This is a genomic window from Methylobacterium sp. J-030, from assembly GCF_022829545.1.
Classification (GTDB): Bacteria; Pseudomonadota; Alphaproteobacteria; order Rhizobiales; family Beijerinckiaceae; genus Methylobacterium.
Genome location: NZ_JAKSYM010000091.1, coordinates 37937 through 51883 on the forward strand (window position 1 = coordinate 37937; position 13947 = coordinate 51883).

Consider the following 13947-nt stretch of genomic DNA (forward strand, 5'->3'; position numbering starts at 1 on the left):
GGCCGACGACGTGCGCCGCTGGCTCGTGGGCCTATTCCTGGAGCTGCCAGGAGCGTCGGTCTATGCGGCCAGCCGGAGCAAGGTCGGGTTCATCGATCCGGAGAAGTCGCCGTCCGCCTTCGACTGGCCGGCCCTCGCCGCCGACGTGTTCGGCTCACGGTCCCGGGAGCGGCTATGGCTGTTGACGTGGGCCAGGTGCGAGGCGCGCCGCCGGGCGCTCGCCCGCAATCTACCGAACCCGCCGGCCGGCGGCACGGTGGCGGACTTCTGCCGGGAGGTGGGTGTCCACCGGGCGACCTTTGAACGGTTGGTGGAGCGCTCGCTCACGCGGCTCGCGGCCGAGTGGGATCGTCGGCACCGGCCGGAAAGCCCATGAAGGTTTCACGCCCTTGCGAGGCCCTAAAACGACGAAACGCCTCGAGGCCCGGAGCCCCGAGACGCTTCATTGGTTGGCCGAGCGTGCAGTTGGGTGTCCCGGTTGCAATGTTGAGGCCTTGACCACCGACGGTGGCCGACGCCGCATCTGAGAAGATATCTGCCCGATCTGTCCCTGCAGGCCGCTGAGCTTAAGACGGAGCTGCTTCGTGTCCGCACCTCGGAGGCCGCGCCGGTCCTCGGTCCGGATCGCCGTCCGCAAAGTCGCGATCTTCTTCAGCTGGCGGTTCGGCGCCGCCAGCTGCTCGCCGTCGACGATGACGCCGGTGATCTCGGCCGGCCGGTCGTGGAAGACCTTCTCCTTGTGGTAGCGAAGGCCTGAGGCGTGGATCGCCTTCTTCACCGACCACATCACGGTCGGCGAGATCTTCGGTGCCGAAATAGTCACGTCGTCGATGTAGACCGTCAGGGTGTAACCGTGCTCGCGGCAGATCGCGGCTACGGCCTCCCAAACGTCGTAGTGGGCGAAGTACGCCAAGATGGGACTGAGCGGACTGCCTGTCGGCAAGTGGCCCTGGTAGGTCGCGAGCTTCGCCAGCGCGGCCGCGACGTCGCGCTCGCATCGCATCACCTTATGGAAGAACCAGAACACGCGTCGCGACGGCGTGCTGGGAAAGTACTTCCGCACGTCCAGGCAATGAACGACCCGGTTCCCCCGGTGCCGTGCCGCGTTGCTCACGTAGCAGCGCCCTTTAACCGGACAGAAGAGATAGTCCGGCGGCCTGATCCTGCTCAGTCGCCGAGCTATCCGCGCCTGCACGAGCTTGAGCTGCCGCGCCGGATCCTCGACGCGCCGCAAGGCCCCGTCCTTCTTCGGCACGGAAAATTCGCGGTAGACCTCATCAGCCGTACGACACATCTGCCTCAGCTCGGCTTGGCTTATGCGCAGAAGATCCGCGAGCTTCCGCTTCGAGCAAAGCTTGTAGAAGGGGGACTGATCGAGTGGGTGCCTATCCGGACTAGTCGGCATGGCGTGACCCTCCTCGTTCCTCGAGAAACTGCATCAGCTTGATGATTTTAGCGGCAACAGCACCTCTAGCCTTTTCGTAGGCTTTCGTGTTGTTGATGTTTTCAGAAAAAAACATGATGGAAGAAACAGGTATTTGAAATTGGTTCGCGTATTTTTCAATGAGATCTAAAGAAGGCCTCTTAGATCCCTTCTCTATCTCAGAAATGTAAGATTTAGAGATACCCAATTGATCCGCCACATCAACCTGGCGCAGATCGTGATACACGCGTATCAATCGAAGCGCCTCGTTCAGCATTTGTTCCTCCTGCTTCAAATACAAAGTAGGGCAGCGAATTAGGAACGAAAAAGCTCGACAAGGCGGATGACCCAGTAGAACGCCTGAGCGATCTTCGGGGCGACCTCCAAGAGGACCTTCGCGGTCCGCGGCGTTACCAGGCACTTCGCCCAGCTCACCCGACCCTTCGTCTTAACTCGCTGCTGCTTCCGATCGTGCTGATCCGATGCGGACATCGGGGCTCTCCTTCTCCATCCACCGCAACCGAATTGTTGCGGCGCCATCGCGCGGAGAAGAACGGGGGCGGAAGCAGTGAACCCTACTTGTACGGGCGTGCCCCCACCTTCGGGGGCACGCCCGCGCCGCAGGCGCGTCCCGTAGCGGGTTGCGTCTACCGGCCGGAATTTAGGAGGCTCGCGCCTCCCGCGAAGCTCCCGAGGAAGCTCCAGTGAGTGATGGTGATCCCCATATCAGTACGACGAGGCGAACATACCGCAGCCGTTTCCCCGCGCAACAACTTTCTTCGCTGTCGGCGAACTTTTATCGCCGGATTGCCGCTTTTGCCTCGTCTCAGAAACGATGAAACGCCCCGCGGCCGGAGCCACGGGGCGTTCACGTCGACCACACCCGGCTTGTCCCCCGTGCACGGACGCCATCGGGTCCAGGCGGAGCGGGGAGCCGGATTTACCGCTATCGGGCCGGTCGCTGGCCCTCCTACGCCTGCTCCGCGTGATGCGAGGCTACCGCGCCGCTTACGCAAAGGCGAGGACAGCCCTATTGGCAGGTGTCAGGTTAGAGCCGCCGGATAGGTCGGAGGGGCTGTGCGGGGCGCCTATGCGCTCCCAGGGACTGCGCGGGCGCGGCGCGCCGAGTTCAGCCTACGGGCAGCATGATGGCGTTGAACGGATCTAGAATGCGCCGGAGCTTCGGAAGATCGGCACGCGCCATGATGCGACCCGCGCGCTCGTGGCGGTCGAGCTCGGCCAATCGGGCTTCCGCGAGGGCCTTGCGGCCCTCCGCCTCCTCCCGGGTCATCCCGGCAGCGTCGCCGTCGAGGGCCATGAGCGCGTCGGCGACCGCCCGTCCGATGCGCCAGCGGAAGACGGCCGCGACATCGAACTGGGCGGGCCCAATTTTACTTCCGCCATCGATCTGCGGGCACCCTCTGGCGACCCATCCGTCGACGGTAGAAACCGTTACATTGTAGAGGCTTGCGATTTCCGACCGCTCGAGTTGACGGCCGCTGTTTCCGAGGTCGGACATAAACATAAAACCCGTTTTCGAAATTTCAGAAACGGAGAGGACCTGAGGTCGAACGTCCCCGCACCTTCGCCCACCCCCAGGAGGGACCCGCGAGGCGCATCCCTCCCGCCGAGCCTACGCGAAGCGCGCGTGCGCCCGGAGGTCGTCGTGCCTCATCAGGCCCTCGGCCGGCGCGGGCAGCCGGTCGCCGGCCAGCAGTCGGCGCCACGCGTCGCCCGCCGGTCGGCCGCCGCCGTGGGCCACGAGGCCGAACTCCAGCTCGTACGGGAAGCGATCGAGCGCGCGGAACGGGATGTCGCCATGCGCCACCACCGCGGCCGTGAAGCTCGCTAGGTTCAGATCGGACACAGCGCCGAGCCCGGCCAGGCGCTCCTGCGCGTGGTCGACCCACCAGTTCGCGGCCCGGTCGCGGTTGAGCGCGGGCGCGCGGCCGATCGCGCCGAGCGCGCGGAAGGCGGCGGCGAACCGGCGGAACGGCTCGTCCGGACCGTCCAGGCGGCCGGCGGTGTCCTTCAACACCGGATAGGTGGTGACCACCATGTCGTGCAGGGCCCGCAGTTGCGCCTCTGTCGGCATCACGTAGCCCGATCCGGCGATCGCGGTGTGCACCGTCATGCCCTCGGGCGCGGCCGGGCGCGGCGCGGCGGGCGTCGGTACGGCCGCGGCGGGCGGGGTTTCGAGGGCCGCGAGCCGATCGGTGAGGCGCGCGATCTGCGCTTCGAGCGCGCTCATGCGCGTGTCCAGGTTCGCCATCTCATCCTCAGGGTTTGGGGTGGCGGCCGGCCCGTGCGGGCCGGCCGGGGGAAGCGTCAGCCCTCGCCGCGGCGCTTCTTGCCCGCGGCGATGATCGCCGCGGCGGTCGCGGTGATCGCGCGGCTCGACGGGGCCGACGTCGAGCCGCCGCCGCCCAGCGCTTCGATCGCCTCGCCGCGCGGCATCGAGGTCGACAGGGCGAGGTGGAGCGCAGCGGCCGGGTTGGCCTTGCCAGCCTCCGAGTTCACGATGGCGCGGATACGGGCCCGCTCGCGGCGGCGCGTGGCGCGGGCGTCGGGTTCGGCCTCGTCCTTCCGGTCCTCGTCGTCGGCGGCCTTCCGGGCCTTCTTGGCCCGCTTAGCCTTCTCGGCGTCGTCGTCCTCGTCGTCGCCTTCGTCCTCGTCGTCCTCCGGCTCGTCGGTGTCCGGAGCGTTGTCCTCGGCCTTCTTGGCCGCGCGCTGGGAGCGCGCGAGATGGGCGAAGACGCTGGTAGCGGCAGGGCGTTGGGCCATGGGATCATCCTCGGTCGGTTGGGTGTGGGTGCGGCCCGCGCGCGGCTTGACCCCTGATTGCCCATTGGGCGCGAGGCGGGGAGCCGTGCTTGTCGCTGTTCGAAGGGGCCGCGGGCTCCGTCATGAGATGCCTCGCGCCGTCTGTGTCCGGCCGGTGAGGCCGGATCCTGTGTGGGCCGCCGCCGGCCCCTGACGGCCTGCGAAGATGTCCGGCCGGCGGCGGCCCTACCGCGCGGCCGTCTCTCGACGGCCTGGCGCGGATCTCTGCCTCCTCAGAGGAACTTCGCCCCGGCATGGTCGCGGAAGGCTCGCGAGCGCCGGTCGTAGACCTTGAGGGTGTCGACGCTCCGATGCCGGGTCACGTCCATGACCTTCAGCACATCGGCGCCAGCGGCCAGCGCCGAGGTCACGAAGCCGGCTCGCAAGCTGTGGCCGGAGAAGATCGCCGGATCGAGACCGGCCGCCTCCGCTCGAGACTTCACCACCGCGGCCACGGATTGCGGCGTGAGGCCGTGGGGGCTGATGCGGCCGCCCTTGGCGATCGACCGGAACACCGGGCCCTCGGCGATGCCGGCGGCCTTGAGCCATGCCTCCAGGGCCTCGACGGGTTTCAGCTTCGATCCGGACGGGATCGCGACCGTGTGGCCGGCGCCCTCCTGGTCGGTCTTGGACCGCGGGATGGTGACGATGACGCCCTCATCGGCCCATTCGAGATCCGAGACCTGGAGCGCCACCAGCTCGGAGCGGCGCAGCGCCGCCGCGAAGCCGATGAGGAGCAACGCGCGGTCGCGCCTACCCATCAAGTCGGCCGGGACCTTTCGCAGCATCCGCTTCATCGCATCCGCCGTGACAGGTGCCTTCCGGTTTGGTTTGGTGCCGAGGGTGCGGCGGATACCCTTCACCGTCGCCTTGGCTACCTCGTTGTTCGTCGGCGGCTCGAACCCTTTGGCCTTGTGGGCAGCGGCGATCGCGGCGACATGCAGCCGGATCGTCGCCGGCTTACGGCCGGTCGAGGCCATGTGGCTCAAGTAGGCGACAGTCGCCTCGACGCTGGCCGGCAGCTCGGTTGAGACGCCGTTGACCGCGCACCAGGCCCGGAACGCTGTGAAAGCGCCGCGATAGGCTTCGGCGGTCCGCTCCGAACGGGCCGAGACGGCGAAAGCTTTGGCTCCGGCCAGAGCCTCTTGGAAGCTCGGGGAGTAGACGACAAGTTCAGCGCTCGCGCGCTCTGCCGGCGCAACCGGCACCGGCAAGTTCATTGCGATCTCTCTGCTTATAGAGGCTTTAGATCAGGGGCCCGAATACCATCGACAACAACGGTTATGGATGGTTTTTCCCGCTACGGATTTGGGTTCCGGATTGAGACATCGCGGCACGGATGCGATCGGGCATCCGACCTCGTGCGCAACCGCGGCCGGCGGCAGGCTTCGGAGCCGTTCCGACCTTCACCGCCGCGCCATCCGACCGGGCGGCATTCACGTTCGCGGCGTCGGCCGGCATCGCCTCGTCCCGGTGTTCCGGCACCAGGAAGCCCCACAGCTCGGCGAGCGACAGGAGCCCGCGGCGGAGGCGATCGAGCGCGACCGATGCGGCGACGCGGTTGCCGTAGCCGAGATCCTGGCCGATGGCGTCGAGCGTCCGTTCGGCGATCACCACACCATGAACGACCGTCCAATCCGCCGGATGCACCGTGGCCTCAGCCCGGTAGAACGCCCGCCGAGAGGCCTCCATCGTCTCGGTGATGGTGCCGCGCTCCGTCAGATCGGAGCGCCCATTCGAGCCGCCATCGTTGGCCGCACCGACGAAACCCGACAGGCCGGCGCGGTAGTGGTGATGACGGAGCCGCTCGCCGGCCGCGTGCAGCAGACGGTTCCGATCCGGGTCAGCCTCGTCCAGGCGGTTGCGGGCCGCTAGCCCGTCGAGGGGCGCCGGCGCCAGCCGCACGATGCCCTCGCCCTGGACGATGGCGGCAGCGCCAGATCCGATGATCCGCACCCGGCCGCCGGCCTCGCGCACAGCCGTGAACCCGACCTTCGCCTGTCGGGCCGGCGCAGCGTCCGCGTCCCGGCCCGACGTCACGGTTGGCTCGGCCGCCAGCGCACGCACGGTCGCGAGCGTCACCGGGGCCGCGTTGCGCTTGCGCCCTGCCCTCCGCATACCGAACCCTCCGGGCAATAAAAAAGCCCGCGCGGATCGCTCCGCCGGGCTCATCTCTTTCGGCCGCACGTCGCGACCCTGCATTAATTCTGCATTACAGCCCGCGAATTGTCAAGGTTTCAGAGGCTGAAGCCGCTGACAGCGCTACAGTTCTGGCTTGGGGTTCGACGGCAGAACTACGCGATCCGATGTCACCACGCGGCAATGGACCTCTGTGACCAACGCCCCATCCTCGAGCGGCAGGGGTTTGCGATCATTGCCAACATGGTATGCAAGCTCCCACGTACTAAGAGCCGAGCTTATCCACAGGTTTAAGCCTTTCGAAACAGTCAAGCTTCAGCTTAGGAGCAAACCACAAATTTAATTTTGCAGGCAGCTCGATGAAGAAAAAACCCCTTCAGCCACCAACCCTTACAGCAGTTCTCGTCGAGATAGCAAGTCTCGATGACGTAGCCTTTCTTAAGCTGAAAGCAGAGACCGACGGACCCAACGCTTTTGACTCCGAGAAAGAGCGCATTCAAACCGTCGCACCTTTATTGGGAACAGATGAAGATAGCGTCAAATTTATAATGACTGCACTAAATTATTTTTACCAGCAATTACACAAGGAAACAAATAATGAAGTTAATGTTGAAGAGACATTAGAGGGCTTCGTGGACTCAGTAATAGACCAAGATGAACTCGAAGCTGAAGACATTCCTTCTCAAGATCAGCGCAAAATTATAGTAAATAGGCTGTCAAATCTTCTGCAAAAAAGAGATAGCGTCGATGTATTCAACAAGCACGAGAGATTGAGATGGGGCTTCTTGCCTGCCGCGACAACATTTTCAACGTTTATTGATTTACGGCCCAATCTATCAGAAGATATGACCGCAATTGACGAACTTATCCCGGTCATACAATGCCTGATCAGGACCGATGCGGTCGATCCAGCTCAGAAGAATTTTGTTTTCCAAATGGATCCAAGAAGTCTAAAAAAATTGAAAGACGAAATCGAACGGGCTGAAAGAAAGCTTTCAAATATTGTGAATAACGATGATCTGAAAAAACTGATGACGAAGCGCCGCCCATGACAGATCTCTATGATTTATATGGCAAACAACCTCTCAAGGAACGGCGGACCGATCCTCGATCAATTCAATTACCTGATCCGTCTGATGAGAACTCGGATGTAATAAAAGAATTCAAGAATACGATAAATATCCCTGTCAGGCGCCGGCCAATTGCTAGACCAAGGGTAGGTCTAGTTCAAAATCCTGCCATTCACGGAACTGATCTATCTGATTTGATCGCTGGAGGTTGGATCTCTGTGGTGCCAGCTGCACACAGCGGGTTCGAAGGATGGCCAGTTTTTCCGCTGCTAGAGCCAAAAATCAGAGAGGCTTCGGAATTCGCTCTTTCTCCTGAGACAATGGCGCTACTTAGATCTGCGATTTTGATATACTCGGATCGAAAACTGCCCCATTCAGACAAGTTCTTATTTTCAGAGCCTCAGGTGATCCTGACGGATAAAGAGCTAACTAGATTAGTTTTCGATCAACTCGGTCTTATTTTTGCGGCGCTCGCCCGCCGTCTTGCTCAGGAAAAGACTCAATCAATAAATCTAACATCGTTTGGCGAGTTTTTGCCGGAGATAGATGTTTTGATTCAGAGTAGAATTCCGTTCCCGCCAAGATATATGGGTCATCTCAGTGATCAGATCTTTGCACAAATGCAAAACCACTCAATTTTAGAAAAGATGTCAGGTAGCTGGGGACGGATCGCTCGGAGTCATGAGGGTGAGATCGTCCTAATCATAGAGATGGAAACTCGCCCTGAGCCCGTCAATTCAGGCGCAACAGTTGTTATCGAAGAGTTGTAGAAAATTGCTTAGCTTTGTGCACATAACTGATCTTCATTTCTCGGCGACGCCGGGAGTATATAGTTTCATTGGCGCCGCCCTTTCGGAGCGTTACCAAGCAGGCGTCGGCATAGTTCAGGATTTCTTTAACGGGCGGCACTCGCCTGAGATTGCTGAAATTGCCGCGGATTTTATCCAGCGACGACTAGGTGATCACGATTGCATATTGCTGACGGGAGATCTCGCCACACGGGGGACCCAATCGGATCTACAAACAGCTCGTGATTACGTTCTCTCGCCATCGGCAAATGGCACAACCTATCAAACATCGACTGGCCGGCCAACGTTGAGCGTTGGAAACAGACCAGTGGTCCTACTGCCAGGCAATCACGATAGATTTGAAGACTCGAAATGCGTTCCTGGCGGCACGATGTTTGATAGCGTATTCGGAGATAAATGGACTAAGGGACCACAATCAGTTCAAGTAAATGCGGTGTGTGGGTTAGATGGAACTACTATAAACGTTATATGCGCTGATTTTACGCTGCCGTCAGCTCAGCACGCTGATCCGCCTGCATTCTTTCCGGGCCAAGGCCGCTGCATCGAGGATGTAGTGAGAGAACTCTCAAGAGTGACGTTGGCTTCGAGGGTGAAATATCCTCGTAGAGGCATAATCTGGGTAAGTCATTTCCCGCCATCCTTCCCAAATGAACCTGTTGGCCGCCTTTTGGAACTCGTGGATAGCCACTTCCTATTAGATGCGGCCAGAAACTGTGGAATCAAATATCTAATATGTGGTCACACTCATCGCCAGTATTATGTTGATGCCGCCGACATCATCCTGATCGTTGGCGGAACTGCCTGTATGCTCCACTCATCAAACGGCAATTGGATCAATTCGTTGAGGTTTGAGGTCAACAACGGCGAAGCGGATATCGTTGAATTTTCTAGTTTCGAATTTAGCCAGGAGGATAAAGATTTTGTCTATCGACCCTGAGAGGCTGATTTATCGAATGCGCTTGTGAGGAATGAAGTTTAATGTCTTCAAAGGCCTATTATTGTGGGGGCCTACTCGTACCCTCTCCGGCATGGCGGTTCTGGCGGTTTGCAGCCGCGGGAAAATCCTGAACCATTTCAATTGGGGGCTTCTCAGCGGTTTGCTGGAATTCGTGTTACGGAACAGCACCAAGGCTGAGCTTGAGGTGCTAGTCCCGCGAGGGGTGGAGGTTCGAGTCCTCTTGGCCGCACCAATCTTTTCCCGAACAACGAGAAGAGATTGGTGCACAGTGACGTGACGCGGGCGACCGGCCCCCACGCAGCAACCTGACACAGCCCTGCAAGACGCGCGGCCGATACTCGCCCAGGCTCAGCGGCCCGAGGGCGCGCCGGATGTGCCGTGCTGGAATCCCGACGCGTTAGGCGGCCCCTTCATCTTGCCGTCCTGGCTGGCTGTGTTGTCCGGGGTCGTCGTGCCGGCAGTCCCGGTGGTCTCGGCTTTGCCGAAGCCCGCAGCATTGGGCGAGCCCTTCATACGGGGCGTCGTGCCGGGCGTGCCGGCGGCACCGGTATTCTCGGCGGCCCAGGCCCCGCTCCCCATCGACAACAGGGCCACAGCCGCGATCACTGCGGTCTTGCGCATGGCAATCTCCTCGAGCGTTCCACGATCACGTCTCGCGCGTGACCTGCGCATCAACGTCCACGCCGGCAGCCCGTTCACTGCGTTGGATCACCCATCCGGCTAGCGGACGGTGATCGCGTTTTTGATGGTGTCGTAATCCCCGCGCTTCAGGACCCGACGCGTCACGAGGTCGTCAGGTGCCGTATAGGGGCGAAACTCGATGATCCGCCGACCGATCATGCCGGCCCCCAGCGCGTTCAATTGCTCGACCGAAGCCGTGTTGAGATCGACGCTCCCAGCGGGCAACGCGGCGGGATCCTGAGCCGCGTTGGGCACCGTCTCCGTTCGCAAAGCCGTTGCCGACGGATTGTCGGGTTGCCGCGCGGGAGAACCGGGATCGGCCGATGAACCGGGGGCCACCGGCGGCCCGGCCGGAGCGGCGGCGGGCGGGGATGGCGCCGTCGCCACCATCCCCGGCCCGGAGGACGATCCCGGCGCGATGGTCCGAATGGATTGCCCCCTGGCATCCACGGGGGTTCGCGGCTGTTGCGACAGCGGAACGGCCGCGGCGGCGCGCTTGTCCGGGCCGCCTTGAGGACGAGGGCCATAGCCGATCCAGAGGGCAGCGAAGATCACCGCGATCACCGCCAGACCGGCGCTCACCGACAGAACCGAACGGATCATTCTCCCCCCTCTTCGGCTGGCCCGAACCCTGTTTGGAGCCGCGACACCGCCTGCGCTTCCTCAGGGATCACACGGGGCAATTCAAGGTTCGTTCGAGCCTCGCTGGATTGTCTCAACAGCGGGCGATCGCTGGTCCTCGGACCCAGGCCTCACCTCTATACCGGGTTGCGACCGGCGAAGGACGATCTGCGCCGGCGGGGGCGGTGCCATGCGCGGAGACCGACCTTGCTCCATTGACTTCGCAGCCGCACACCCGCATATCGGCGATGCAGCGTCAGCGGCCGTCATGGCCCGCTTGAGGGGGCTGCGTGACGGATCGGGCGCCTCCCAGCGTGATCCGGCCCCCCTCTTCATAACGTGCATGCACCCGGGCCGCCCCATCACGCGGGCTGCCCCCTGCCAACGGACCGGCCCGAACACGACGCTGCTCGCACAAGATGCGAGGCGCCCGGCCGGCCCTGCTGCATCGGATACATCTTTGACCCAATTCACCGATTTCGGCCTTGCCCAGCCCGTATTGCGGGCGCTCGGCGAGGCTGGCTACGTCACGCCGACCCCGATCCAGGCCCAGGCGATCCCGCCGGCCATGGAGGGTCGCGACCTCTGCGGCATCGCACAGACGGGCACGGGCAAGACGGCGGCCTTCGCGCTGCCGATCCTGCACCGCCTCTCGCTCTCGGACCGCCGCGCCCCGCGCCGCGGCTGCCGCGTGCTGGTGCTCTCGCCGACCCGCGAGCTCGCCAACCAGATCGCAGAATCGTTCTGCGATTACGGCCGCCACCTGTCCTACACCACCACGGTGGTGTTCGGCGGCGTCACCATCAGCCGTCAGGAGCGGGCGCTGGCCCCGGGCGTCGACATCCTGGTCGCCACCCCCGGCCGGTTGATCGACCTGATCGAGCGCCGGTCGCTGACGCTGGAGGGCGTCGAGATCCTCGTCCTCGACGAGGCCGACCAGATGCTCGACCTCGGCTTCATCCACGCCCTCAAGCGCATCGTGAAGATGCTGCCCGAGAAGCGCCAGAGCCTGTTCTTCTCGGCCACCATGCCGAAGAACATCGCCGGCCTCGCGAGCCAGTACCTGAAGGATCCGGTGCAGGTCGCTGTGACGCCGGTCGCCACCACGGCCGAGCGGGTCGAGCAGCAGGTGATCTTCGTCCACACCGGCGCCAAGCAGGCGCTGCTCGGCCACATCCTGCGCGATCCGGGAATCGAGCGCGTGCTCGTCTTCACCCGCACGAAGCACGGGGCGGACCGCGTCGTGCGCGGCCTCGACAAGGTCGGGATCGCGGCGGCGGCGATCCACGGCAACAAGAGCCAGCCCCAGCGCGAGCGGGCGCTCGCCGCCTTCAAGGACGGCGCCTGCCGGGTGCTGGTCGCCACCGACATCGCGGCCCGCGGCATCGACGTCGAGGCCGTGAGCCACGTGATCAATTTCGACCTCCCGAACGTGCCCGAGAGCTACGTCCACCGGATCGGCCGCACCGCCCGGGCCGGCGCGGACGGGCTCGCCATCTCGTTCTGCAACGACGAGGAGAGGGCCTACCTGCGCGACATCGAGCGCATCACCCGCCAGAAGGTGCCGGTGACGGGCTTCCCCGAGGGCTTCACCCCGCCCTCGCGCCAGGAGGCGGCCGAGATCGCCCGCGAGGAGGAGCGCCGGCCCGAGCGGCAGCAGCAGCGCCCCGGCGGCGGCCGTCCGGGCCAGCGGCCCCGGCAGCAGCAGGGCCGTCCCCAGCAGGGCCGGCCCGAGGGCGGCCGCGGCTTCGGCGGCCAGGGCGCGCCCCGGCAGGGCCGGCCGCAGGATGGCCGGACGGACGGGCGCAACGACAACCGCGGTCCCGCCCCGCAGGCACGCGAGGCCCGTGCGGACCGGCCGGCCCGGCCGCAGGGCGAGCAGCGTCCCAGCCAGGGCCGCCCGAACCGCGACGGCCGGCCCCAGCGGGCCGAGTCCCGCCCGCGCAACGGCGGCGGCGGTAGCGAGGGCCGCAACATCGGCTGGCTGGAGCGGGCGCCCCGCTCCTGAACCCGCGACATCGCCGGACATGAAACAGCCGCCCGGGACCCCACCGTCCCGGGCGGTTTTTTCGTGCGCTCACACCTTCGCGAGGCCCCAAAGGTGCGTCTCGTAGCAGCTCGATCGCGCGCTAGTTGATCCAGCCGGCCGTAGGGCCAGCAAACCAATCATCGGAGAAAACGCCTTATGCTCAGGATTCTGGTCCCGGCCGCCGCGCTCGTCGCCGCGTCGCTCTCGCCGGCTCTGGCCCTCGAAGTAACGAAATCCGTCGATGTCGCGGCTTCGCCGGAGACGGTGTGGAAGACCATCGGCGGGTTCTGCGGGATCGGCGATTGGCATCCGGTGATCGAGAAGTGCGCCCTGTCCAAGAAGGGCGGCAAGGATGTCCGCACGCTCAGCCTGAAGGGCGGCGGGACGATCGTCGAGGAGGAGGAATCCCGCAGCGACAAGAAGATGGACTACACCTACACGATCCTGCAGGGACCGCTGCCCGTCACCGACTACCACTCGACCATCATGGTCGCGAAGGCCGGCAGCGGCTCCAAGGTGACGTGGACGGGCACGTTCAAGGCCAAGGGCGCTCCCGACGACAAGGCCAAGGAGGCGATTGCGGGGGTCTACGACGCTGGCCTCAAGGGCATCGCCGACAAGGCGAAGTAACCCGGCTCCCCGCCCGGTGCGGGAGAGCGTCGCCGCTTTTCCGCACCGCGACAGGCGTCTTCCCTTCCGGGGCCGGCAACCCATCTCATCCAGCGGATTGTCAGGGGATCGGCATCATGCGGTTCGAACTCTACCGGGACGCCAAGGGCGAGTGGCGCTGGCGCCTGCGGGCGCGCAACGGCGAGGTGATCGCCGATTCGGGCGAGGGCTACGTCCGCCGCGAGGATTGCGAGCACGGCATCGCCCTGGTGCGCCAATGCGCCGAGGCGCGCATCGAGGACATGACCACGAAGATCGCCTGACGGTTCGGGTCTCAACCCGGGATCAACCCTGTCCGAACTCCGCAGCGGTTACGCTGCAACGCTTCGCCTCGCCCATGCGTTGCAGCGTTTCGGACCGGGCGGAGGTTCTCGCTTCCCGTGCGGTTCGTCGTCCGAGACGCAATCACGCAAAGGGAGTCGAGACCGTGCTGAGGAAATTCCTGCTCGCGGCCCTGCTGGTGCTGGGCTTCGCGGCTGCGGCACCGGAGGGCGCGTCCGCCGCGCCGATCGGCCCGGGGCTCGCCCTGCCGGCCAATGCCGCCCCGGCGGTGACCGAGAAGGCCCAGTACTATTACCGTCGTCGCTTCTACGGTCCGCGGCCCTATTACCGCCGTCCCTACTTCTACCGGCGCCGGTTCTACGGCCCGCGGCCCTACTATCGCCGTCCCTACTTCCGGCGCCGGTTCTACTACTGAGCCGATCCTGACCTGACCGACCCGGCGG

At 64.0% G+C, this 13947-nt stretch carries 17 protein-coding genes; 8 read left to right on the forward strand and 9 right to left on the reverse strand.

The genetic code is table 11. From position 1 onward, the window contains the following. The first annotated feature begins 10 nt into the window (after nucleotides 1-10). Entirely contained in the window at nucleotides 11-376 is a 366-nt protein-coding gene (locus MKK75_RS05675) for a hypothetical protein (protein ID WP_244041649.1), read from the forward strand. A 66-nt stretch (nucleotides 377-442) separates the two neighbouring features. On the opposite strand, the gene MKK75_RS05680 is transcribed toward MKK75_RS05675, so the two are convergent. The 7 genes from MKK75_RS05680 to MKK75_RS05710 form a co-directional block, all read right to left on the reverse strand. After that, entirely contained in the window at nucleotides 443-1255 is an 813-nt protein-coding gene (locus MKK75_RS05680) for a reverse transcriptase family protein (RefSeq protein ID WP_244041650.1), read from the reverse strand. Between the two features lie 139 nt (nucleotides 1256-1394). Further along, a complete protein-coding gene (locus tag MKK75_RS05685; protein WP_244041651.1) occupies nucleotides 1395-1700 on the reverse strand; it encodes a helix-turn-helix transcriptional regulator in 306 nt (101 codons plus the stop codon). An 852-nt stretch (nucleotides 1701-2552) separates the two neighbouring features. Beyond that, nucleotides 2553-2942: a terminase small subunit gene (locus MKK75_RS05690; protein WP_244041652.1), complete on the reverse strand. Its 390-nt coding sequence runs from the start codon at nucleotides 2940-2942 to the stop codon at nucleotides 2553-2555. A gap of 114 nt (nucleotides 2943-3056) precedes the next feature. Then, nucleotides 3057-3674: a hypothetical protein gene (locus MKK75_RS05695; RefSeq protein WP_244041653.1), complete on the reverse strand. Its 618-nt coding sequence runs from the start codon at nucleotides 3672-3674 to the stop codon at nucleotides 3057-3059. Between the two features lie 77 nt (nucleotides 3675-3751). Continuing rightward, complete coding sequence (locus MKK75_RS05700) at nucleotides 3752-4207, reverse strand: hypothetical protein (protein WP_244041654.1); 456 nt, start codon at nucleotides 4205-4207, stop codon at nucleotides 3752-3754. Between the two features lie 272 nt (nucleotides 4208-4479). Next, nucleotides 4480-5466 (reverse strand): site-specific integrase, encoded by a 987-nt coding sequence (locus MKK75_RS05705; protein WP_244041655.1) that lies wholly within the window; start codon nucleotides 5464-5466, stop codon nucleotides 4480-4482. Between the two features lie 61 nt (nucleotides 5467-5527). Further along, the gene (locus MKK75_RS05710; RefSeq protein ID WP_244041656.1) at nucleotides 5528-6364 is read right to left on the reverse strand and encodes a hypothetical protein; all 837 of its coding nucleotides are present in this window, start codon (nucleotides 6362-6364) and stop codon (nucleotides 5528-5530) included. Nucleotides 6365-6744: 380 nt separating this feature from the next. Between MKK75_RS05710 and MKK75_RS05715 the strand changes: the two genes are divergently transcribed. Genes MKK75_RS05715 through MKK75_RS05725 form a run of 3 tightly spaced genes read left to right on the forward strand, consistent with a single transcriptional unit; the run spans nucleotide 6745 to nucleotide 9201 of the window. Next, nucleotides 6745-7437: a hypothetical protein gene (locus MKK75_RS05715; RefSeq protein WP_244041657.1), complete on the forward strand. Its 693-nt coding sequence runs from the start codon at nucleotides 6745-6747 to the stop codon at nucleotides 7435-7437. Continuing rightward, complete coding sequence (locus tag MKK75_RS05720) at nucleotides 7434-8225, forward strand: hypothetical protein (protein WP_244041658.1); 792 nt, start codon at nucleotides 7434-7436, stop codon at nucleotides 8223-8225. The genes MKK75_RS05715 and MKK75_RS05720 overlap by 4 nt, the downstream gene beginning before the upstream one ends. A gap of 4 nt (nucleotides 8226-8229) precedes the next feature. After that, nucleotides 8230-9201 carry a metallophosphoesterase family protein gene (locus MKK75_RS05725; protein WP_244041659.1) on the forward strand — a complete coding sequence of 324 codons (972 nt, stop codon included), beginning with the start codon at nucleotides 8230-8232 and terminating at the stop codon, nucleotides 9199-9201. 369 nt (nucleotides 9202-9570) lie between these two features. Here the strand turns inward: MKK75_RS05725 and MKK75_RS05730 are convergent, their stop codons facing one another. After that, nucleotides 9571-9843: a hypothetical protein gene (locus MKK75_RS05730; protein ID WP_244041660.1), complete on the reverse strand. Its 273-nt coding sequence runs from the start codon at nucleotides 9841-9843 to the stop codon at nucleotides 9571-9573. 99 nt (nucleotides 9844-9942) lie between these two features. Next, nucleotides 9943-10506 (reverse strand): ComEA family DNA-binding protein, encoded by a 564-nt coding sequence (locus MKK75_RS05735; RefSeq protein WP_244041661.1) that lies wholly within the window; start codon nucleotides 10504-10506, stop codon nucleotides 9943-9945. 478 nt (nucleotides 10507-10984) lie between these two features. Here MKK75_RS05735 and MKK75_RS05740 point away from each other — a divergent pair, with 478 nt between their 5' ends. From MKK75_RS05740 to MKK75_RS05755, 4 genes are all read left to right on the forward strand, one after another. After that, the gene (locus tag MKK75_RS05740; RefSeq protein ID WP_244041662.1) at nucleotides 10985-12532 is read left to right on the forward strand and encodes a DEAD/DEAH box helicase; all 1548 of its coding nucleotides are present in this window, start codon (nucleotides 10985-10987) and stop codon (nucleotides 12530-12532) included. Nucleotides 12533-12709: 177 nt separating this feature from the next. Next, nucleotides 12710-13183 (forward strand): SRPBCC family protein, encoded by a 474-nt coding sequence (locus MKK75_RS05745; RefSeq protein ID WP_244041663.1) that lies wholly within the window; start codon nucleotides 12710-12712, stop codon nucleotides 13181-13183. 116 nt (nucleotides 13184-13299) lie between these two features. Continuing rightward, on the forward strand, nucleotides 13300-13485 hold the full coding sequence (locus MKK75_RS05750) for a YegP family protein (RefSeq protein WP_243969910.1): 186 nt from the start codon (nucleotides 13300-13302) through the stop codon (nucleotides 13483-13485). Nucleotides 13486-13649: 164 nt separating this feature from the next. Further along, a complete protein-coding gene (locus tag MKK75_RS05755; protein ID WP_244041664.1) occupies nucleotides 13650-13919 on the forward strand; it encodes a hypothetical protein in 270 nt (89 codons plus the stop codon). Nucleotides 13920-13947: the final 28 nt, after the last annotated feature.

What these genes read in the sequence shown, in the direction of transcription:
- MKK75_RS05700 (WP_244041654.1), bottom strand. Translation starts at nt 4,207, where the DNA reads ATGGCCCAACGCCCTGCCGCTACCAGCGTCTTCGCCCATCTCGCGCGC.
- MKK75_RS05730 (WP_244041660.1), bottom strand. Translation starts at nt 9,843, where the DNA reads ATGCGCAAGACCGCAGTGATCGCGGCTGTGGCCCTGTTGTCGATGGGG.
- MKK75_RS05750 (WP_243969910.1), top strand. Translation starts at nt 13,300, where the DNA reads ATGCGGTTCGAACTCTACCGGGACGCCAAGGGCGAGTGGCGCTGGCGC.
- MKK75_RS05745 (WP_244041663.1), top strand. Translation starts at nt 12,710, where the DNA reads ATGCTCAGGATTCTGGTCCCGGCCGCCGCGCTCGTCGCCGCGTCGCTC.
- MKK75_RS05710 (WP_244041656.1), bottom strand. Translation starts at nt 6,364, where the DNA reads ATGCGGAGGGCAGGGCGCAAGCGCAACGCGGCCCCGGTGACGCTCGCG.
- MKK75_RS05685 (WP_244041651.1), bottom strand. Translation starts at nt 1,700, where the DNA reads ATGCTGAACGAGGCGCTTCGATTGATACGCGTGTATCACGATCTGCGC.
- MKK75_RS05695 (WP_244041653.1), bottom strand. Translation starts at nt 3,674, where the DNA reads ATGAGCGCGCTCGAAGCGCAGATCGCGCGCCTCACCGATCGGCTCGCG.
- MKK75_RS05720 (WP_244041658.1), top strand. Translation starts at nt 7,434, where the DNA reads ATGACAGATCTCTATGATTTATATGGCAAACAACCTCTCAAGGAACGG.
- MKK75_RS05715 (WP_244041657.1), top strand. Translation starts at nt 6,745, where the DNA reads ATGAAGAAAAAACCCCTTCAGCCACCAACCCTTACAGCAGTTCTCGTC.
- MKK75_RS05690 (WP_244041652.1), bottom strand. Translation starts at nt 2,942, where the DNA reads ATGTCCGACCTCGGAAACAGCGGCCGTCAACTCGAGCGGTCGGAAATC.
- MKK75_RS05735 (WP_244041661.1), bottom strand. Translation starts at nt 10,506, where the DNA reads ATGATCCGTTCGGTTCTGTCGGTGAGCGCCGGTCTGGCGGTGATCGCG.
- MKK75_RS05705 (WP_244041655.1), bottom strand. Translation starts at nt 5,466, where the DNA reads ATGAACTTGCCGGTGCCGGTTGCGCCGGCAGAGCGCGCGAGCGCTGAA.